21 protein-coding genes and 5 pseudogenes are annotated in these 19,095 nt (G+C 67.7%); 15 read left to right on the forward strand and 11 right to left on the reverse strand.

The features are described 5' to 3' along the window. The first annotated feature begins 99 nt into the window (after positions 1–99). Positions 100–768, forward strand: coding sequence for a hypothetical protein (locus ACFY1E_RS35635; RefSeq protein WP_389083579.1), 669 nt, complete (start codon positions 100–102; stop codon positions 766–768). A gap of 65 nt (positions 769–833) precedes the next feature. Here ACFY1E_RS35635 and ACFY1E_RS35640 read toward each other — a convergent pair whose 3' ends face one another. From ACFY1E_RS35640 to ACFY1E_RS35650, 3 genes are all read right to left on the reverse strand, one after another. Next, positions 834–1,484, reverse strand: a complete 651-nt coding sequence (locus ACFY1E_RS35640; RefSeq protein ID WP_389083582.1) for a hypothetical protein — start codon at positions 1,482–1,484, stop codon at positions 834–836. 619 nt (positions 1,485–2,103) lie between these two features. Beyond that, the gene (locus ACFY1E_RS35645; protein ID WP_389083584.1) at positions 2,104–2,841 is read right to left on the reverse strand and encodes an alpha/beta hydrolase; all 738 of its coding nucleotides are present in this window, start codon (positions 2,839–2,841) and stop codon (positions 2,104–2,106) included. Positions 2,842–3,061: 220 nt separating this feature from the next. Continuing rightward, positions 3,062–3,652: a TetR/AcrR family transcriptional regulator gene (locus tag ACFY1E_RS35650; RefSeq protein ID WP_389083586.1), complete on the reverse strand. Its 591-nt coding sequence runs from the start codon at positions 3,650–3,652 to the stop codon at positions 3,062–3,064. A gap of 131 nt (positions 3,653–3,783) precedes the next feature. On the opposite strand from ACFY1E_RS35650, the gene ACFY1E_RS35655 reads away from it, so the two are divergent. From ACFY1E_RS35655 to ACFY1E_RS35675, 5 genes and pseudogenes are all read left to right on the forward strand, one after another. Further along, positions 3,784–4,629, forward strand: coding sequence for an SDR family oxidoreductase (locus ACFY1E_RS35655; RefSeq protein ID WP_389083588.1), 846 nt, complete (start codon positions 3,784–3,786; stop codon positions 4,627–4,629). A gap of 516 nt (positions 4,630–5,145) precedes the next feature. Beyond that, complete coding sequence (locus ACFY1E_RS35660) at positions 5,146–5,979, forward strand: PIG-L family deacetylase (RefSeq protein WP_389083591.1); 834 nt, start codon at positions 5,146–5,148, stop codon at positions 5,977–5,979. A 286-nt stretch (positions 5,980–6,265) separates the two neighbouring features. Continuing rightward, positions 6,266–7,138 carry a hypothetical protein gene (locus ACFY1E_RS35665; RefSeq protein WP_389083593.1) on the forward strand — a complete coding sequence of 291 codons (873 nt, stop codon included), beginning with the start codon at positions 6,266–6,268 and terminating at the stop codon, positions 7,136–7,138. Continuing rightward, the gene (locus ACFY1E_RS35670) at positions 7,077–7,499 is read left to right on the forward strand and encodes a GNAT family N-acetyltransferase (protein WP_389083598.1); all 423 of its coding nucleotides are present in this window, start codon (positions 7,077–7,079) and stop codon (positions 7,497–7,499) included. Before ACFY1E_RS35665 ends, ACFY1E_RS35670 begins: the two co-directional genes overlap by 62 nt. 174 nt (positions 7,500–7,673) lie before the next feature. After that, a pseudogene (locus ACFY1E_RS35675) lies at positions 7,674–7,826 on the forward strand (ATP-binding protein); the annotation flags it as partial. On the opposite strand, the gene ACFY1E_RS35680 reads toward ACFY1E_RS35675, so the two are convergent. From ACFY1E_RS35680 to ACFY1E_RS35695, 4 genes are all read right to left on the reverse strand, one after another. Then, a complete protein-coding gene (locus ACFY1E_RS35680) occupies positions 7,805–8,242 on the reverse strand; it encodes a hypothetical protein (RefSeq protein WP_389083601.1) in 438 nt (145 codons plus the stop codon). The pseudogene ACFY1E_RS35675 and the gene ACFY1E_RS35680 sit on opposite strands and share 22 nt — an antisense overlap. A 115-nt stretch (positions 8,243–8,357) precedes the next feature. Next, positions 8,358–9,206, reverse strand: coding sequence for a hypothetical protein (locus ACFY1E_RS35685; RefSeq protein WP_389083603.1), 849 nt, complete (start codon positions 9,204–9,206; stop codon positions 8,358–8,360). Positions 9,207–9,442: 236 nt separating this feature from the next. Further along, positions 9,443–10,042, reverse strand: a complete 600-nt coding sequence (locus tag ACFY1E_RS35690; RefSeq protein WP_389083605.1) for a hypothetical protein — start codon at positions 10,040–10,042, stop codon at positions 9,443–9,445. Between the two features lie 79 nt (positions 10,043–10,121). Further along, positions 10,122–10,424, reverse strand: coding sequence for a transposase (locus ACFY1E_RS35695; protein ID WP_389083608.1), 303 nt, complete (start codon positions 10,422–10,424; stop codon positions 10,122–10,124). A gap of 223 nt (positions 10,425–10,647) precedes the next feature. On the opposite strand from ACFY1E_RS35695, the gene ACFY1E_RS35700 reads away from it, so the two are divergent. The 3 genes and pseudogenes from ACFY1E_RS35700 to ACFY1E_RS35710 all read left to right on the forward strand — a co-directional run. After that, on the forward strand, positions 10,648–11,025 hold the full coding sequence (locus tag ACFY1E_RS35700; protein WP_389083610.1) for a VOC family protein: 378 nt from the start codon (positions 10,648–10,650) through the stop codon (positions 11,023–11,025). Positions 11,026–11,210: 185 nt separating this feature from the next. After that, positions 11,211–11,627 carry a nuclear transport factor 2 family protein gene (locus ACFY1E_RS35705; RefSeq protein WP_389083875.1) on the forward strand — a complete coding sequence of 139 codons (417 nt, stop codon included), beginning with the start codon at positions 11,211–11,213 and terminating at the stop codon, positions 11,625–11,627. A gap of 100 nt (positions 11,628–11,727) precedes the next feature. Continuing rightward, a pseudogene (locus ACFY1E_RS35710) lies at positions 11,728–11,778 on the forward strand (hypothetical protein); the annotation flags it as partial. 54 nt (positions 11,779–11,832) lie between these two features. Here ACFY1E_RS35710 and ACFY1E_RS35715 read toward each other — a convergent pair. The 3 genes and pseudogenes from ACFY1E_RS35715 to ACFY1E_RS35725 form a co-directional block, all read right to left on the reverse strand. Next, positions 11,833–11,968, reverse strand: a pseudogene (locus ACFY1E_RS35715) (IS5/IS1182 family transposase); the annotation flags it as partial. Between the two features lie 287 nt (positions 11,969–12,255). After that, complete coding sequence (locus ACFY1E_RS35720; RefSeq protein ID WP_389083612.1) at positions 12,256–13,020, reverse strand: MBL fold metallo-hydrolase; 765 nt, start codon at positions 13,018–13,020, stop codon at positions 12,256–12,258. Positions 13,021–13,591: 571 nt separating this feature from the next. After that, positions 13,592–13,828, reverse strand: a complete 237-nt coding sequence (locus tag ACFY1E_RS35725) for a hypothetical protein (protein WP_389083615.1) — start codon at positions 13,826–13,828, stop codon at positions 13,592–13,594. A 9-nt stretch (positions 13,829–13,837) separates the two neighbouring features. Between ACFY1E_RS35725 and ACFY1E_RS35730 the strand changes: the two genes are divergently transcribed. Both ACFY1E_RS35730 and ACFY1E_RS35735 read left to right on the forward strand, forming a co-directional pair. Continuing rightward, a complete protein-coding gene (locus ACFY1E_RS35730; protein ID WP_389083617.1) occupies positions 13,838–14,164 on the forward strand; it encodes a hypothetical protein in 327 nt (108 codons plus the stop codon). A gap of 284 nt (positions 14,165–14,448) precedes the next feature. Further along, positions 14,449–15,036, forward strand: coding sequence for an Imm21 family immunity protein (locus ACFY1E_RS35735; protein ID WP_389083620.1), 588 nt, complete (start codon positions 14,449–14,451; stop codon positions 15,034–15,036). Between the two features lie 30 nt (positions 15,037–15,066). On the opposite strand, the pseudogene ACFY1E_RS35740 reads toward ACFY1E_RS35735, so the two are convergent. After that, positions 15,067–15,300 (reverse strand): annotated as a pseudogene (locus tag ACFY1E_RS35740) (transposase); the annotation flags it as partial. Between the two features lie 325 nt (positions 15,301–15,625). Between ACFY1E_RS35740 and ACFY1E_RS35745 the strand changes: the two are divergent. The 4 genes and pseudogenes from ACFY1E_RS35745 to ACFY1E_RS35760 all read left to right on the forward strand — a co-directional run. Next, a pseudogene (locus ACFY1E_RS35745) lies at positions 15,626–15,768 on the forward strand (undecaprenyl-diphosphatase); the annotation flags it as partial. A gap of 128 nt (positions 15,769–15,896) precedes the next feature. Next, on the forward strand, positions 15,897–16,559 hold the full coding sequence (locus ACFY1E_RS35750) for a class I SAM-dependent methyltransferase (protein WP_389083623.1): 663 nt from the start codon (positions 15,897–15,899) through the stop codon (positions 16,557–16,559). Positions 16,560–16,736: 177 nt separating this feature from the next. Then, positions 16,737–17,126 (forward strand): hypothetical protein, encoded by a 390-nt coding sequence (locus ACFY1E_RS35755; RefSeq protein WP_389083625.1) that lies wholly within the window; start codon positions 16,737–16,739, stop codon positions 17,124–17,126. Between the two features lie 105 nt (positions 17,127–17,231). After that, a complete protein-coding gene (locus tag ACFY1E_RS35760; RefSeq protein WP_389083628.1) occupies positions 17,232–17,558 on the forward strand; it encodes a hypothetical protein in 327 nt (108 codons plus the stop codon). The last annotated feature ends 1,537 nt before the right edge of the window (positions 17,559–19,095 follow it).

Below are 19,095 nucleotides of genomic sequence, written 5' to 3' on the forward strand. Positions count from 1 at the left end.
GCCGCAGTCGGTCGTCCGATGCCCGCGCCACCCCCTGCTACGGCGCAGACGCCGGAATCGTTCAGCGGTGATGGAGCCGGAAGTGCCGGTACCGTCTGGGTGATCGAGCTGCAGTCGTCGCCGCTCATGCCTGAAAAGGAGGCGGAGTTGAGTGTCATGGGTGTGTGGGTCATCGGGACGCTGCCTGATCAAAAGACAAAAGAGCTGCCGCGAGCGGCGGTTCAGGTCCCGAATGTGGCCGACGAACTGACTTGGTGGCGGAGCAAGGCACCGGAGTCACTGTTCAGCGCGTCCAGGACTTCTCACGGCAGTTGGGTCGCTCACGACGACGCCTTCCGGCTGAGCGCACTTTTCGACAACTGCTATGACGACTCCGATGCGGCGGAGGCGCTGGGCGACGCTGTCATGGACCGGTTCCCGCCCAAGGGAGACGAGGGTCTGTTCGCCGCCGTGGCACGCAAAGCCAGCCCCTTCTCGGCCTTGGCCTACGCGCTCGGTCCCGATGCGGTGCTGCGGCTGCCGGGCTGGTTCGGGGGCTTCCTGCTGCACGCCGAGGAGGTTCGCACCCAGCTCCCCGCGGCCGAGAAGGCCCTTGCCCTGACCGGAGCCCAGCGGCGTGCTGCAGTCGAACGGATCCACCGGTGGATGACCGGTCTGGGAGATGATCCCGACCACGACGCCGAGGAGCTCCTGGAGGGCCCCCTGCGCGTTCTCCGCCACGCTGCCCGCACCGGGCAGGGCGCGGCCGGCCTTGTCCGCTGGTACTGACGGAACGGAACGCCCCCTTGACGTACCGGCCCTCAGAGGGCCGGGCGCCGGCAACCTCGGCCCGGTTACTGCGCTTCCTCAGATTGAGCCTCCTGCTGCTGTGATGAGGCCGCGGCGGACGGCGTGGGCCGGCCGGCGTCGGGGGCGACGTAGTAGACGGAGCTGCCCTGCTTGGTGCGCTGGGCCTGGCCCCTGGCGACGAGGTTTTCCAGGGTGGTGCGCACCACGGTGTTCTTGATCCCGCGGTCGGGATGGGCCTGGTCGAGGGCAGCGGCGACCTCGGCCGTGGAGCGCGGTTCGCTCTGTCCAGCGAGGTGTTGGCGGATCAGCTCGACCAGCGAGGGCTGTGTCGTTGACGTAGCTGCCACCGAGGCCTTGCCGGCCGGCTTTCGCGTTCGTGCGCGGCTGGGCGCAGCGCTGGATTTCTTGGCGCGGGCGGTGCCACTCGACCGGGTGGCAGCTTTTTTGCGCGGAGCGGGCACGGCGGCTTGTTCGGGCGCGGTGGCGGGCTTGTCGGGGCGGAGAGTGATGCCGAGTGCCTGCTGCATGTTCGTCAGCACGGTGTGATCGTGCTGCAAGGTGGCCAACTGCTCCTGCAGCGCGGCGAGTTCTCCGCTGATGCGTTCCTGCTCTTTGAGGTTGCGCTCGAGGTCGCTGGTGACCTGGGCGGCGTATTGCGAGGTAAGTTCCGTCGAAGTGGTTGTGTTCTCGGGCATGATGCCGACCTTTCTTGAGGTCGCGGCCGAAACAGTCCTGCGGCGGCCGCAGCGAGCCCGGGGGAGTGGCCCCCGTGTGCTGCACGACGATATGGGTGGCACCGCAGCACAGGGCGTGGCGTGTAGAGATAGTACGGATACGGGGAGCAGATTGTTCCGTACAGCAGCCGCACTTCCTTGAAGTTCTCCCCTTCCTTCGCAAGCTCAGGAAGGGGATTCCCGCCTACCTTGCTGCGGCAGGTTTGACGGTTTTACCCGCCCTGCGACCGCGCCTTCCGGCCGCTGGGACCTCCACGATGAAGTGGCCGGTCCGGTACAGGGGCAAGATGTTCCGGGCCGCGTTCCAGTCGGCGTTCGCCGTCCAGCCGCAGTCGGGGTTCTTGCAGGCGATACGATCAACGACCGCCTCGCCGAAACGGTCGACTTCGCCTACGAACTGGCTCGCGGCTCAGCTCCCGCACGACCGTCAGGCCGGCACCTGGACACGAGTTCGGGCAGCATACGAGCACTGCAGATGCTGAGCAGTTCATGGGATTGGGCAGCGCGGGCCTCCTCCGAGTTGGCAGGGGCCCGCGGCCTCACATGGCCTACCGTCTGATGACGGCCTGATGGCCCGGCCTTACTTCAGGTGCCGGGTGAAGAACTGGGCTGCGGCTTCGCCCGCGAACGGCGGGACGCCGGTGTGACCGCCCATATTGGCGTGCAGGGACTTCTCTTCGGAGCCGAAGGCGTCGAACAGGTCCAGGGCTGCCTGCCGGTCGTTCCCTTCGTCGTCCCACTGCAGAAGTACGTGCAGCGGAATGGTGACCCGGCGGGCCTCCTCGAACATGGCGCGAGGCACGAAACTCCCGGCGAAGAAACCGGCGGCCACGATCCGCGGCTCGCATGCCGCCAGGCGCACCCCGATGGAGATCACTCCCCCCGAGTATCCGACCGGACCGCCGATCTCGGGCAGTGACAGGAGGACGTCCAGGGTGGCCTGCCATTCGGGGACCGCCCTGTCGACGAGCGGGAGGATGAGGGCGTCGATGATCTCCTCGCTGACCGGCTCGCCGGCTTCCATGGCCCGGCGCAGGTCGGCGCGGGCCTGCTCGGCGGCGGCCCAACGGGGCCGGTCACCGCTCCCGGGGAGCTCGATGGTGGCGGCGGCGAAGCCGTCCGCCGCGCAGCGCCGGGCCCGCGCCACCAGCCGGGGGTACATCCTGCGCTGCCCGCCGGGGTGGCCGAGCAGGATCAGCGGCGTCGGCGCGGAGGCGGAGGTGGGCGTCCACAGGATGCCGGGGATCTCGCCGAGGGTGAATTCGCGTTCCAGGACACCGTCGTCGAGGTGCTGTGCGGAAGTGAAGTGAAGGGCCATGGTCGTGCCTTTCGGGAGTGCGCTTGAGCGGCGCTCCCGGACGACTTATCGCCCGACCGTGACCCCCAAGGAGAGCACCCATGTCGATTCGTTCACGGGTACCACCTCCTCGTTCTCTCGCACGGCCTCCGTGAAAGTAGCAGGGGCGCCGTGGTCCGCCAAACGGTTTCTTGTCGATCCGTGTTGCGGAGGGCTACTGCCTGGAGTTGCCGGAGCCGGGTCATGAGCTGGGCGTCGGCCCGTCCGCTCCGTAGCGCAGGCCGTCGAGGAGGAGGTCGAGAAGGCGGCCGGCCCGTTCGCGTTGGTCGGGAGCGCTGGTGATCAGCGCGACGCCGGCCAGGCTGAAGCCGACGTCGAAGGGGTCGATGTCCGAGCGCAGCAGGCCGCTGTCGGCGCCGGCGCGCAGCAGGGTGCCGAGTGCGGTGCCGAGCTTGTCGAGGGTCTCGGCGAAGGGGTCCGCACCGGATGCGACCGCGGCCCGCAGGGCGTCCGCCATGCCCTGCTTGGCAGTCAGGTAGTCGATGAAGTCGTCCATCCACAGCCGCATCGCCCGGTCGGGCGGGTTGTCGGCGAGCAGCTTCGCGGCGCTGTCGCAGACGCGGGCCAGTTCGTTGCGGTAGGTCGCCTCGATGAGCGCCTCGCGTGTGGGGAAGTGGCGGTAGAGGGTGGCCGAGCCGACGCCTGCGGTTTTGGCGATGGTGTCGATCGCGACGTCCGGGCCCTTCTCGGAGAAGGCGCGCAGGGCCGCTTCGAGGATGCGCTCCCGGTTGCGGCGGGCATCGGCGCGCAACACGCTCGGCTTGCTGGTCAAGGCTGCTCCCTTCCTCGGAAGGCCAGTCTAGCTGGACAACCGGGGAGTTCCCCGCTTACCGTGGCAGATAACTGGGGAACTCCCCGGTTGCGGGTGTCGGCCCGTCGTGCTCCCAGTCAAGGAAGACCCTCATGACCTCCCCGAAGACAGTTCTGATCACCGGTACGTCCTCCGGCATCGGCCTGGCCGTCGCCGTCGGCACCGCCCGGGCGGGCTGGACGACCATTGCCACCATGCGCGACACCGGCAAGGCCGATGCCCTCCTCAAGGCCGCCGCCGAGGCGGGTGTCGCGGACCGGATCCAGATCAAGCGCCTGGACGTGACCGACTCCGCCGGCATCACCGCCTGCCTGGACGAGGTTGTCGCGGAGCACGGCCGCCTGGACGCGCTGGTCAACAACGCCGGCGCCGCCCAGGTCGGCACCATTGAGCAGAGCAGTGTCGACGACGTCCGCGCGGCCATGGAGGTCAACTTCTTCGGCGTGGTGGCGGTGACCCGGGCCGCCCTGCCGCACCTGCGTGCGTCGAAGGGCCGGCTGATCACCGTCACCAGCGTCGGCGGCGTCGTCGGCCAGCCCTTCAACGAGGCGTACTGCGCGGCCAAGTTCGCCGTCGAGGGCTTCATGCAGTCCCTCGCGCCGGTCGCCGCCACCGTCGGCGTCGATGTCACCGTGGTCGAGCCGGGCGCGGTGGCGAGCGAGTTCGTCGCCAATCTCGGCGTGGACGTCCCGACGCTGCTGGCCGCCGCCGGTCCCTACAGCCCGGCGCTCGAGGCCTACCTCACCCGCACCCGGCAGTCGTTCGGCAACGCCCAGACCCCGGCCGAGGCAGCCGCGCCGATCGTCGACGCGCTGACCGCCGCCCAGCCGCCCTTCCGTGTCCAGACCTCGCAGTGGGCCCGCGACTTCGTTGCCACCACCCTCGCCGACCTCGACGGCTCCGCCGTCCAGGCCCTCACCGGCACCTGGGTGCGCTGACCGCCCCGCACCGCGTCCGGGTCGGGGGTGCCCGGCCGTACCCGGCCCGGGCCGAAGACCGGAGCGCACCGCTGCCGGGCGGACTCGACGGCCTTCAAGGCCACGGCTGGAGCGGCAGCGCGCTACCGACACCCTGGGTGGCCTTGGTCCGCAGCGCGGTACGCGGTCCACGGCCGGGATCGAATGTGGGGCGTCGCCCCATTGGCGGGCGGGACCGGCAGTGGCAGAGGCCGCAGCCCCAAGCGGGTGTCGGTGGGGGGACCGGGTCTGGCGTGGTGCGGGGACGTGCGGGTCGCGCCGGTGACTCGTTCACGTTGAACGCCGACGTCCGGACTGCCGAGGGGCCACGGCGGGAACAGCCGGTCCGGTCGGCACGGTTGTATCGCCGAGGGACCGGAGCTGCGGGGGTGGGGAACATGGAGGCCGCATGGTCGTCCGCCCCACCCGGACCGCAAGATCGGGGCAGGCCTGCCGCGCTGCTTGGACCGAGACGTATTTCTGCTGAAGGAGTGTTTCATGACTGACCGGCGCTTGACGCTCATGGCAGTACACGCCCACCCCGACGACGAGGCCACCGGAACCGGAGGGGTCCTTGCGCGCTATGCGGCGGAAGGCATCCGCACGGTTCTGGTGACGTGTACCGACGGCGGGCGCGGTGACGGACCGGGAGGCGTCAAGCCGGGCGAGCCCGGGCACGATCCGGCGGCGGTCGCTTTGATGCGTCGTCAAGAGCTCGAGGCGAGCTGTGATGTGCTGAAGGTCAGCGATCTGGAGATGCTGGGCTATGCCGACTCCGGGATGATGGGCTGGCCTAGCAACGACGCGCCCGGCTCCTTCTGGCGGACCCCCGTGCAGGAAGGCGCGGCCCGCCTTGCGGAACTCATGCGGCACTACCGGCCTGATGTGGTGGTCACCTATGACGAGAACGGCTTCTACGGCCACCCCGACCACATCCAGGCGCACCGCATCACCATGGCGGCGCTGGAGATGACCGAGCTGACACCGAAGGTGTACTGGACCACGGCGCCCCGCTCGATGATGCAGCAGTTCGGCGAGATCATGCGCGAGTTCGGCGAGGGCATGCCGGAGCCGGATCCTGCCGAGGCCGCCGCGCTGGCCGAGATCGGCCTCCCCGACGATGAGATCACCACTTGGGTGGACACGACCGGGTTCAGCGGCCAGAAGTTCGACGCGTTGGCCGCGCACGCCAGTCAGGGCGAGAACATCTTCTTCCTCAAGATGGGCAAGGAGAGGTTCGGCGCGTTGATGGGCATGGAGACCTTCGTACGTGTCCAGGACACCACCGGCGCGACCGTACCCGAGAACGATCTCTTCGCCGGACTGCGCTGATCCGCCCACCCGCCTGTCCGACCGACCGGCCGGGACAGTGCATCGATCGGCCTGGCGCGATCGAGCATGTCCCACCCCCGGCGGCTTGTCCGCACGAGTTCCGCTCCCGCAGCCCGCGTCCAGGCCCTCGCCGACGGCGTCGACGCACGCCCGCACTTCCGGCCCGACACCGTTCTGGTACATGCGATGGCGGGCCCGGAAGCAGGCTCTCAGCCTGGGTTTTGACCTCCGGCCGACTTGGCGATGATGGCGGCCGTCGGGCCCCGCGCCGGGGGCCCGACGGCGAGTGACGTCAGGCGCAACGGGTGACGTCGGCAGCCGGTCCGCCCGCGACGCCGGGACTTGCTCCGGATCCTCGACGCGTTGCCGCACCGCGAGCAGAACCTGGTGCGGTTCATGTTCTGCGACGAGACCGCCCGCTCGCAGTACACCGAGTGGGACACCCACGCAGGACATCGTCGCCTCGCTCCGGCGAGCCGCCGGACGCCATCACCACGATCCGCTGCTGGCCGGACGCGTCGGCGAACTCTCCATCGCGAACGAGGCCTTCCGCCACTGGTGGGCCGACCAGAACGTATATCGGCACACACATGGCAGCGAACACTTCCACCCCCCGATCGTCGGCCCGCTCACCCTCAAGTGCGGGTCCCGCACCATGCCCGCCGACCCGGGCCAGCGGCCGAGTGTCTATTCCGCCGAGGCAGGTTCCAGCTCCGGAGAGGCACTTCGGACCGCGTGGATACGGCATCCCAAGACCTCGCGGGGGCAGCAAGGGGAAGCAGGGGCGTGGTCAAGCGATCAGAATGGGGTGATCCGCGCGCCGGACGCGGGCGTTTGCTCGACGTCTGCTGCCGCTGTCCTCTCGGAGTCGACTCGACATGCTTGCCGTGGGCCGTTGAGGGCGCACAGGCCTGCGCCGCTTGCGATGTGGGTTGTTGACCTGTGGCGTCGCGCCGGCGGCCGAGCGTGTGTGGATAATCCGGTCGTGGATGGTGGTGTGTGTGGGGAGGGACGGGGGTTCGGGCATGGCGGTGTCTGCGGGGGCTGCGTCGGCGGGGCAATGGCTGCTGCGTGGTGCGGTGGCGGCGGACCTCGAGGTGATCGCGGAGTTGCGGGCCGCGGTGATGCGCGCGGATCTGGAGCGCCTGGGGCGCTATGACGAGTACCGGGTGCGGCAGCGGTTGCGGGACTCTTTTTCCCCGCAGCACACGTCGGTCATCATGGTCCGCGGTGAATTTGCGGGATGTGTCACGGTCCGGCCCGCCGAGGACAGGCTATGGCTGGAGCATTTCTACCTTGTTCCGCATTGTCAGGGCCGGGGGCTGGGGTCTGCTGTTTTGCGCACGGTGTTGCAGCGAGCGGATGCACAGGGTGTGACAGTGGGCTTGAACGTCTTGCAGGGCAGTGCTGCCCGGCGGCTGTATGAGCGTCACGGTTTCGTCGTGGAGGCCGAGGATCCAGTCGACGTCTTCATGATGCGCCCGCCGGGAGTGAGAGCGGGTATTCCTGCGGACGCCTGACCTTTGATGGTGTGAAAGGCCCGCCGCGGCCGGCCAGGAGGTTTCTGCTGGCCGTGCGGCGACGGTGACCGTACGTATTCCTCGAATGTGGCCGAGCGGTGGGGCCATGCGGCCCAGGCAGTGTCCCGTGGGTCACCGCGTGAGGTCATTGGTCCGTGAGCGGTGTACTCGTACGACGTCGTCGCAGCCGCAATGATCGACTACCTGGTCCACCACGCCGAGGTCCTCACGCTCACCGGCGACTCCTACCGGACGGGCCCGACGCGAGTTGCCAGCCAAGAACCGTGCCGTACGGGAGTGAGCCGTCACAGCGTCCACCAGCAATAAAGGCGCAGGTCCGCGACGCGAGCCCGTCTGGCCAGGCCAACCAGGGCCTCCAGGACCACCGCTGCCGTCGCCGCATCGAGCCCGACGACCGTACCGCCCGCAGACCAAGCCTCGGCCGCGGCCGCAAGGTCTGTCCCGGAGGTGGAGACCAGGACATCGCACAGCGTGTCCGACACGGTCAAGACGAACGGACTGTCGACGTCCTCAGAGGACAACAGCTGTCCCACCCTCGGGCGCCGGCTTGCCTCTTCGTAACTGCAGCCGGACATCACAGCCTCGACCTGGGCGATGGCAACGACCGGATCGATGTCCTTGAGGAAGATCACATCCAGCCCTGCACGCTCGGGTCCGCCAGCCTCGATCACGGCAACGGCGGACTCATCATCGACGGCAGAGAAGTAGTCAGCGTCTGGCATGCCAAGGATTCTGGCATCCGCCACTGACTATCAACCCGCCCGTCAGCGACCCAACGGTGCGGTGCGGGGCGCCGTGATACGTGGCGACCCGGCACCGGCGGTGCTGTCGGACTGGTTACCTGACGTCGACGAAGTCGCCGGGCGCCGTTGATGCGGCGGTGGTGGCGGTGCCGGCGAAGACGTAGCGGTAGTAACCGTCGACCGTGGCGGTGGTGGTGGTCTTCAGGACGCCGGTGCTGTTCGTCGTGACCGTCTTGAGCGTGGTGTAGGTGTTGCTGCCCTTCTTGCGGAACTGCAGCTTCGCGGGCTGGGACACATAGCCCGCGAACGTGCCCGTCGACCAGTTCGCGCGGGCGAGTTTGCCGGTGACCGTGATGGTCTTGCCCTTCTTGACCGGCTCGGGCGTGGCGTCGGCGGTCAGCGTGGAGGCCTTCTTGATCGAGACGGTGGCGACGTCGTCGTTGTAGCTGGCGTTCGCGTACAGGTCCCAGCCACCCAGGAACAGCTTCCAGGTCCCCGCAACGCCGTTGTCCTTCATGTCGGTGGCGGGGTGGATGTTGAAGACGGCCTTGCAGGTGTACGTGCCCTGGGTCGCCGTCTCCGTGCAGTTGGGGTCGTCGTCCGTCCCCAGGCCGCCGGTGATGCCGTCTGTCGTCGAACTGTCGGTGCCCTGCCACAGGAAGGCCTCGGTGACGGCGACGCCACTCTCGTCCGTGGCGGTGTAGGTGACGGTGACGGTCTTCGTACCGGTGGTGCCGAGGACGATGTCCTTGCCCCCGTTGATGACCGCGTGTGAGAACTTCATGTTCCCCAACGAGTCTCTCGGCTGGCCGGACTGCGAGGTGAAGGAGCTGAGCTTCGCCTCCGCACCCGTCCGTACCGCTGCCTGGGCGGCTACCGGAAGAGCGAGCGCGGACAGAACGGCGGCACCGGAAACGACGGCGGTCGCAACGCGTATACGCATGAATCCCCCACGGGAAATTGAGAGGCCCGCCCAAGTCCCCCCATGGTCAGGCCTGTTGATCTCCGCATCATATGGACATGCTTCACAGTCAGTGAAGATCCTTTGGGTAAATAGTGCGTCTTTCCCGGCGCGTGGGGGTGGCGGTCCCACACGGCTGACGCGATCGGGTGGAAGCGTCGTGGATCCCTACGAGCTCGTAACACGATCCTGTGGCCTCAGAGAGGGAGCATCGATGCTCACTTCTCGGGGTCGGACCAAGTCGCCACGAGTGCTCGCCGATCTGGAAAGCGGGGACCGGAGACTATCTCCTGGGTGGGTTCACCGTTGAGCCAGCACACTTGCTCGGGGGCGCCGTCGCCAGTGTCGAACAGGCAGCACACTCCGCCGCTGTTGACTGTGAGGTCGGTGAACACCTTCCTGATGTTGGCCGACCGCGCGAACAAGCGGCTCATCCCCGACGTCGCTGCCCAGCACTCCACCGACGTGTAGCCGGGGTGCAGGAGGGACTCGAACCGGATCGTCGCGTAGATGTACCCGATCTGGATGCGCCCGTCCGCCTCGGGTTCGAGGTCGTTCGTCTGCGCGTACTCGCGCAGTGCATCATCGACGTCGAACATGAGGGACGTGTCGAGCTCGAGCGTGCTGCTCGTGGAGCAGTCGACCGGCTCGCTCTTGAAGTGGGACGTGAACGGGAGGACGAGCCGGTCACGGCCGGGCAGGGTGATCTCAAGCGGCGGCACGGCACGTGCCGGTGGCGCCAGCTCGGCCAGATTGGTCAACGCCCTGGCGACATTCCGAGGGCGCAGATAGATGTCGTAGCCGTAGACCAGTCCCACATTTCCCCCTGTCCAATCGAACCGCACCCTCTCACGACCCGCCCCTTGGGCGCTTGTCGGTTTGGAGCTCGCAACACGTTCATGAGTGGGTCCTCTTGAGGCGCCGCCAGCAGATCAGGCTGGCCAACGAGAGGAAAGCGTCGTGGAGTTCGAGGCGTCGTTCCCATCGGACGGCGAGGCGTCTGAACTGGTGGAGCGGGGCGAAGGCCTGCTCGACGACGTAGCGGAGCTTGCCCAGGCCCTGGATGTTCGGGGCGCCGTTGCGGGAGATGACCGGCACGATCCGGCGTTTGCGCAGTTCCCGACGGACGGCCCGGGAGTCGTACGCCTTGTCGCCCAGCAGGGGTCGGGGCGTCGGCGGGGATGGCCCTCGTGCGGGCACTACTGCCGTTCGGGAGCGCCATCACTGTGCACGGTCCCACCGAAGCCAGGGCTACCTCCGCGACCTCGCCACCAATCTTGCCCACCACTATGCGCCGTCACCCACGTCCTGACACGCAACAACTAGGGTCGTCTCTTCGATCGTGCCGAGAGCCTGGTGAGGTGGTCGGTGTCGAGGCTGGCCGCTCTGGACGGTGGGAGGCATTCATGATCGGCTTGGGAGCATGAGTTCTTTGATACGCCATGTCACTGTCGATGCCGCCGACCCGTTCGTTCTTGCGGGCTTTTGGGCCCAAGTTCTGGACGGCTCGCTGGGTGATGACGACTTTCCCGGTGATCCGGAAGCCGTGGTCACCACTGCTGCTGCCACCTTGCTGTTCGTCAGGGTCGGTGACCGCAAGGCGGTGAAGAACCGCGTACATCTGGATCTCCAACCCCAGGACCGCACCCGGGACGAGGAGGTCGAGCGCTTGCTCTTGCTCGGTGCCACGCTTCAGGGGGACCACCGACGGCCCGACGGCACCGGCTGGGTGACGTTGCATGACCCCGAGGGCAACGAATTCTGTGTGGAACGCAGCGCCGCGGAGCTGGCGAACGGTTGATCTCCTGTTGCCTGGTTACGGCCGTCAGGTCGTAGCCAGATGATCAGGCAGCGGCGGTCACGTGCCGAGGTGGACGCAACTGCGCTTGTCATGACGAACAGGTGTCGTACCGGTTGTTGCGCGGAGCGTAAGTGGTGGGATGAGAGCATGGGCTGTCGATTTGGCCTGATCTTGAGCGAGTGATCATGACTGCAGCTGAGCTTGTGTCGGCTTACCTGTCGGCGCTGGAGCGGGCCGATGCCGAGGCGGTGCTGAAGTTGTTCGCGCCTGGAGCGACGGTGCACTCTCCGCTGTACGGCCCTCGACCGGCCACGGAGTTCTATCCCGAACTCTTCGCCGATACCAGCCGGGCGAGCCTGACTCTGCTGGGGGTGGCGGAGGGCCGGACCCAGCAGGGGGCCGCACTGATCTCGTTCTGGTTCCACTTTGACTGGCGCCTGCCGTCCGGAACTGCCGCGCCGTTTGACGTGGTGGACCTGGCTGAGCTCGCCGAGGACGGCCGAATTGCCACGCTGCGCATCGTGTACGACACCGTTGACGTGCGTCCGGCGTTCGAACGCGAGACCGGCAGTTCGTGGCGGCCCACCACAGATCAGAGCTGACGGGCTGCTGTCCACCCCAGCCGTGAAAAAGATCTTCAGATGTCTCAGGGCGATCTGACGGAAACGCAGTGGGGCCCGCTGGAGGCCGTGTTGCCGACCGATACCGAAGAGGGGCCGGCCGCCGCGGGATCGACGGCAGGTCTTCGACGGCATCTGGCGGCGGACGCGGACGGGCTCGCCGTGGCGGGAGGTGCCCGAGCGGTACGGGCGCACCGTTGCCGGCCGCCCCGGCTGCCCGTCGTGGCCGGTGGCCGCGCTGGTCGGCCGGACTGGGATCATCGCCTGATTCCGCGCTTGCGCAGGTGGTCGCGGATCGCGCGGGATGAGTAGGCGCGGACCGACGTGGAGACGGGTGGCTACGCTGCTTGCGCGCGTCTGCGGAGGACGCGGCCCTGGTGGTCTTTCGACTGAAGTGTGTATCGCGCGGGACGGCATGGTGCCTCGGTCTGAGTATCGCGGTGTGGTCGCGGGCGGCAGCCACGTCGTCTGGGGTGGTGTGCATCCTCAGGGAGGATCCCCTGTCGGGGTTCTCGGGCGAGTGTCGAGATGCGGCCTGATGTCTTTGACCGCCCTGGGCGTTGGGTCCGGTCTGGCCTCCTGGCGAGGGCCCCAGGCCGTCACAAGGCCCTTATCGTTTTCGGGCCTGTTCGAGGTTCGCCCGGTGAGGGCCGGACAACCAGTCCGCGTGTGGTCCAAGGCGCGGGTCGAGGGGCTCTTTTCCTTGCCGGAGCGCGTCGATGTAGGCGTGGTCGGCGGCGAGGCGGGCCGCCACCTCGGCTCCTTCGGCAATCGTGCCGTGGCCGGGGATCAAGACATCGGCGTGGGCGGCGGCCTCATCCAGCCGGTCGAGCGCCCTCTCGTAGGCCGCCACCTGACCGTCTTGGCGGACGTCGAGGAGTGGGATGAGGACGTCGGAGAGCATGTCGCCGGCGAGCAGGACGCCCCGGTCGGCGAGGAGGATGGCGGCGTGGCCGATCGCGTGCGCCTGATGCTCGATGATCTCACCCGGGACGGGGTTGCCGTCGGCGGGCAGCGGGTCCACGAGCGCGACCAGTTCGAGGGGGATGCCGGAGGCGCTCTGCGCCGCCATGGCCTGGGCCCGTTCACGTGCTTGGCCGGCAACGCGGGCGGCGGCGGAGGTGGCGTAGCGGGGCACGTCGCCGAAGCGGGGATGCCACAGCAGGTGGTCCCAGTGGGGATGGGTGCAAAACCCGGCGATCACCGGGACACCGAGCCGCTCCACGTCGTCGGCGAGGTGGCTCAGCTCCGAGCCGTGGATGCCGGGATCGATCAGGACCAGTCCATCCTGTGCGCGCACGACGACGGAATTGGCCCAGACCCACTCGCTCTGCCGGACCCAGACGCCGTCGGCCACCTGCTGCAGTGTGCCCATTTCTGCTCCTATCGACCGGCTACGGTGCTGAGACTGCGCCCCGCGGCCAAACTCATCGCATTCCCCGGCCGCCGGGCAGGATGCCGCACATGAAGTGGAAGACGTTGCCTCGCACGGCGCCGCCGCGGCCAGGCCGACTTCCCTCTCCGAGGACGGTATGCGACGTAGTGCCACATGTGTCGTCATGCGGGTGTGTGGGGAGCACGGCCGAGTCCTCCAGCCACGGCCGGGCTGCTTGTCCCATCCGGAAGTAGGTGTAGGTCTCCCATCCAGGCACGGGGGGCTGCGCCCATGTTGGATCTTCACTGTGTGAGAGGTCTCGACGTGTTCGTGGAGGACCTCGATAGGATGCGGCGCTCAATTCAACCGTGATCAAGCATGGAGGGGGCGCGGGATGCTATTGACGTGCCGGAATTGTCGGCAGCGTGAAGTTGCCTTTGACGGGATCAAAGGGCTGTGTCCGGTCTGTCCGCAGAAGAGCGACGAGGCGAAGCCGCCTCAGCGTCGCGGGCGCAACGACAAAGCGGCGTTGCTGGTCCAGTCCAAGGTGAGTCCCGGGCCGGTCTCGCTGTCAGGCCCAGTCCTTGTGATGCTGGCTGCAGCCGTCGTTGCCATCTTCATCGAAATGGCCCGGTTTTTCGCCGAGCGCACGCGAGCCCATCAATGGGCCTTGGCCGCCGCTCACCGTGGCTTTGACCAGCCGGCTGTGCACACCGCACTCCAGACGATCAAGACCACGAACATGTTTCGCTTCGTCGCTTTCCTGGTAGTTCTGTATGCCTACCAGCGGTGGGTGCGTGCCGGCCACGCGAACGCCATGACACGCAGCGACATCGGGCTGGGATGGCTCAGGGCCCTGCCCGGCGGGCGTGGAGTCGTCTGGACCTACGGCGCGTGGTCCCTGTCGGTCTTCGCCGCGTTCTTCGTCTCGTTCGTGGTCAACTCCGACCCCCAAACGCCCGGCGATTACGAGACCGCGGCGGACGTCGAGGCCGGCTACAGCCTGGTCCGCATAGCCCTGGCCGTCCTTTTGAGTGTGTTCGTCGTGCAGTTGACCCTGGGGCTGAACAAGCTGCTGGCCACGACGCAGACGACGGACGTGGCCGACCGGCCCGTCGAACTGCAGACCAGCAACGAGGAGTAACGTGCGACGTCTGGCTGCTGCGCCCAGGGGAGCGAAGTCTCCGGTGTTCCAGTGATCCGGAAAGGTGCAGATCCCTGAGGGGATCTGCACCCAGCTCCTTCCTGGCCGCGCTCGCACATAAACGCCTCACGTCATCCCGTTGCACGGCTGCAGTTGGACGCCGTAGGGGCAAAAGGCCGTGGGCGTCATGGCGTGGCAGGGGTAGGTCGAGGAGGCGCTGGAGGGCGCTGTGGCGCCGGATCAGCCGCGTGGGCGTTGTCAGCGGGGGCGGGCACACTGACGGCATGAGCGCCTCTTCGTCTACCGCAGCCGATGCGTCCCACACCTCGCCTGTCTGGGTGGAGTCGATGGGCGGACCCTTGATTGTCATCCCCGTCTCCGCGTTGGCTGCATGGCGCGGGTTCACGGAGACCGGCGTCATGGCGGGAGACGCCACCGCTCCAGACGACTACGACCGGGCCTGTGCGGTGGACGATCTGGCCGGCGTGATCACCGTTGGCGAGGACGGTGCGCAGGCACTGGTGCTGGCGGACGAGCCGGCCACCAGCTGCTATCTGCCCGAGCGCCGAACCTTCCTGCGGTGGCTTGCCGCCGATTCCGAGGCCGGGCTGAAGGCTGCAGCAGAGGCTGTCCTGGCGGACCCGGCCACCGAGTGGGAGGAGTGTGGCACGTGGGTATCGGACGGTCCGGCCGTTCTCATGGACTCCGCCGAAGCGGGCCCCGAACTAGACATCGAGTATCCCGGCGGCGGGATGCCTGACCAGGCACCGGTCCCGCTGCCCGCCGGCTGCTGGAGGGTCCGGGCCACCCACACCAAGGCAGACCAGGAAAACTGGGTCGGCCTGGTCCAGCTCCTGCCCACCGGGTCTTGAACGAACGGGCAGTTGCATCGATGCGGGCGGTCACGCGCGGCGCGCAAGATTGTGCAGATGGGCAATGCCGAGCATCGCGTGTTGGACGTCTTCGCCTTTCAGCCGGCAGTCGCGGAGAATGCTCCAGGTCTTCATCCGCGCGTAGGCGTGCTCGACGCGGGCACGGCCACGGCGGTGCGAGGCGTTGTGCTGCTGCATCCATGCCGCAACCTCCTGGCCTGGAGCACGCCGGTGGGGGATGAGCAGTCCGGTGCCGCGATAGCCGCACGCAAGCCGCGGCCCTCCCACATCATCCCCGCGCGTCGATGGCTCACTCCCCGGGGATAGGGCGCGACTGACAGAACAACGGCCCTGTTGGTCGTGCCTGCGGCGCCCAGCATCCAGCACATGATCCCGGCGAAGACCGGCAGCCAGGCCGCCCGCAGCGCGAAGGCTCACGCTGCGGGCGGCCGCACGGATGCGACGGAGCCGTACGAGAACGGAACTCCGTCGAACGATCCGGCGCTCAGGTGGGATCGCGCGGCCGGATGTCGTCCCGGCTGGCCGGGGACCGAGCCTGTGACGTCGTCGCCAGTGGGACCAGTCGAGCCTCTCCTTCGTCGTCGCCCACGCCTCCATCGCCTGGCTGCTGAAGTTCGTCGCCAAGCACTCCTTCAACGCTTTCTGCTCTACCGCATCGTCATCGGTGTGACGCTGCTCGGGCTCCTGTACACCGGCGCGCCCAACGCCTGACCCGCCTCCGCACACCCCGGGATGCAGCGCCTGCCGCGACCTGATCCTGCCGCTGTGTCGGCCCGATGCGCGTGGAAAGATCGACGACACTGTACGAATCTCGACCAGGAGGCCCGGCGGGAGAAGCCATGCAGCACGACAACGGCGATCTCGCCGACGCCCAGCAGGAACACTGGCAGCGTACCTACGTCGCCCATCCCGGCATGTACGGCCAACAGCCGTCCGCCCCCGCGGTTCACGCCGCGACGGTCTTCCGCACCAAAGGGGCCAAGGACCTGCTGGAACTCGGTGCCGGCCATGGACGAGACACCCTGTACTTCGCCCGCGAGGGGTTCACGGTCCAGGCGACCGACTTCAGCACCATCGCCCTCGAGCAGCTGAAGGACGCCGCACAGTCCCAGGACCTCGCCGATCGTGTGACCACTGCTGTTCACGACGTGCGTGAGCCGCTGCCGCTGCCCGACGCCGCCACGGACGCCGTGTTTGCCCACATGCTGCTGTGCATGGCCCTGTCCACCCAGGAGATCCACAACCTGGTCCACGACGTCCGGCGCGTGCTCCGTCCGGGTGGCGCATTCATCTACACCGTCCGCCACACCGGCGATGCCCATTACGGCGCCGGAACCCCGCACGGCGACGACATCTACGAGCACGCCGGCTTCGCTGTGCACTTCTTCACCCGTGCCCTCGTCGACTCTCTCGCTGACGGCTGGACCCTCAGTGAGGTCCATGCCTTCGAGGAGGGCGAGCTGCCCCGCCGCCTGTGGCGCGTCACCCAGACCCGTCCCTGAACAGCACCGCGCCAAACACCGAGCAGCACAGCGCCTTCACCGAACCCACCTGGCCTACGGGGAATGCCGTCCTCCGGCAGTCGGTGCGCCGAGTGCCGCTAGGCTGATCGTCCGGCGCGGGGCCGTAAGGGAGGTCTTCCCGATGAGCCTGCGTCAGTTCGTGAACGATGCCTGGTCGTGGCTGAACTACAAGCAGCTCAGGAGTGGGAGTTGCAGGCCGCGCGCCGGGAGGAGCCGGCCGCTGATCGGAAGCGGGCGGCGCTTGGCCGCGCTGCTCTGGTGGCGCTCGGCGCGGAGGGCGAGGACCTGGTGGACGCAGAGCGTCTGCTGGCAACGGACGACAAGGACGCGGACACCGCGCAGATCCAGGCGCCCGCGGAGGCGCTCGTTCCCGGCGTCCGGAGCTGTTCGGTGAGGTCCGTACGCCGCCGGTGCCGGCGCCCCGGCAGGGGACCCGGCCGGGCGCATCTCGTCGCGGACGCCGCCGCCGAAGCCGGGCGCGGCCGGGCTGGAGATTGCCCGCTGCCGCGGCCTGGTGCCCGAGTCCACCGACACTCGCTGACCTGAGATCACTGCCAAGCAGTGGGGACCACGCCCCCTCGACTTCGTGGAAGCATTGCCCCGATGGGCGGTGTGCGGGTAGCTGACCGCATCGCCCATGGAGACAACCGCATGACCATTCAGCCTGTCTCGAAGTCCCCGTACACGACCGCCAACCGTGAGTGGCTGGCTTCCCTGCACGGCACCGATTCCACCGACACCATCACCCTCGGCATGAACCTGTTCACCGAGGGCGTGCACCACCGGTGCGGGGACGGCTGCGAGCCGTACGGCCGGGTCTTCTCCTGTGTGCCGGTCGGCAAGGTCGCCGAGTCGAAGCTGTGCGGCCCCTGCGATCCGGAGGCCACGTGCAGCCGCCAGGTCCTGCACGAGTTCGGGAGAACCTGCGGGGGATCGAGCGGGAGATCGAGCAGGTGCGTCAGGGTCCCGCCCAGATGAGCCATCGGATGACGACGAAGCGGGCGTGGCCATGGAGGTCACGTGGCTGGCCCGGCGCGCCGCTATCGGTAGACCATGCTGCTGGCGTTCCGTCAGGTGCGGATTGGGTGCTTGTCGTTCGTCCGTGTCTCGGCCGGTTGGTCAGGGAGTTCCGGACGACGGGGCCCGGGTGTGTCTGACGGCCGACTTGATTCGCAATCGCCCATCGTCAAGCGATCAGCGCGCCAGTTTCTCCAGGGTCCAGTCGAGCGTCATGGCTGACTTGCTCGTAGTGGAGGCAGTGAACATGGTGCCGCCGGATCCGGCCTGCAATTCAACAGAGCCGCCGCACTGGACGTCTGTGGCCTGCCCCTTGGCGGGCTGGATATGAACCGGGCCCTCGCCTTGGCACGACAATGTGAGCTTTCCGGCCACTCCTGGTGTGCTCTCGGCACCGAAGTGGACGGGCCTCCCGGCGACAAGGCGCAGCCCCGTCCCGGAGGCGGTTACATGCAGAGCCGATGCCGTATGGGCCGGGCTGGCCGTCGTGGGAGGGTGAGTGCCGGCGGTAGTTCGGTCTGCCGGGTGACCGGCGCATCCCGCCAATGCCACACCGGCGGCCAGAGCCGCCCAAGCGGCAGACGCACGCTTCATGAACTGGTCTCCCAGAACTTGATACGGATGGAACGGGAAGGCGCGGTTAGCGTACGCTTTTCGCTGTGCCGGTCACGGACGCGCCGACGGTGGCACCTGCTTGGAACGCGACGCTCATCGAACCGCCCTTGGGGCCATACGGGCCGGAGCGAAAAACAGGGACAGGTGCGCCGATGAAGTAGCCTTTCTTGGCTCCGAAGCTGGTGGAGATCTCGCCCACTTCGGGGCAGCTTTGCGGGTGATCAGGCGATGCATCAACTGCGTGGGCGGCCGGCGCGGTAACCAGACTTGCTGATGCGATTGTCGCGAGCGCGGCTATTGGGGCCCGGAGCATGAATCCCCCTGGTCAGGTATGTGCATGGAGATCTTGGTCGACCAGGAACGTAGCTTCCTCATGGATAATCGATCAATGGTTTTGAGGTGAACTTGAGGCCCTTCTTTTTGATGTCCTGTCAGAAGGTGTTGAATTTAGTCAGAGATTGCCCGGTGTGCCCTAGAATGCTTTTTCCATTCGGCTCGTAGGCCGGCGGTACCCAAGAGCTGATGCTCTAATTTAGCCGCCCACGACGCTCCGCCCGGTCTGGAGCGCGGGCGGAGCGTCCCCGTCTACGGGACCTGCGCGATGGTGCCCGGCGTGATGCCGCCCCATGGAGCGAGAAGCTGACAGTGCGCGGCAGCCCGTATGCGCGCTCGCGCTCGAGGTTTTGGGCGAGTGGCACGCCAAGATCCTCGCCGATCCACTGAAGGTCACCGTCGACAACGTGGTGACCATGGACCTTGAGGAGAACCTGCGAGGCCTCGAACGGCAGATCGAGCAAGTCCGGCAGTCCCCGGCCCCGGACGATCCAGGCGAGGGAGGCGACCGTGCAGTGGAGCTGATGGAAGTGACATGGCTGACGCCCGT

Origin of the sequence: Streptomyces sp. NPDC001604, assembly GCF_042893475.1 — a bacterium.
Classification (GTDB): Bacteria; Actinomycetota; Actinomycetes; order Streptomycetales; family Streptomycetaceae; genus Streptomyces.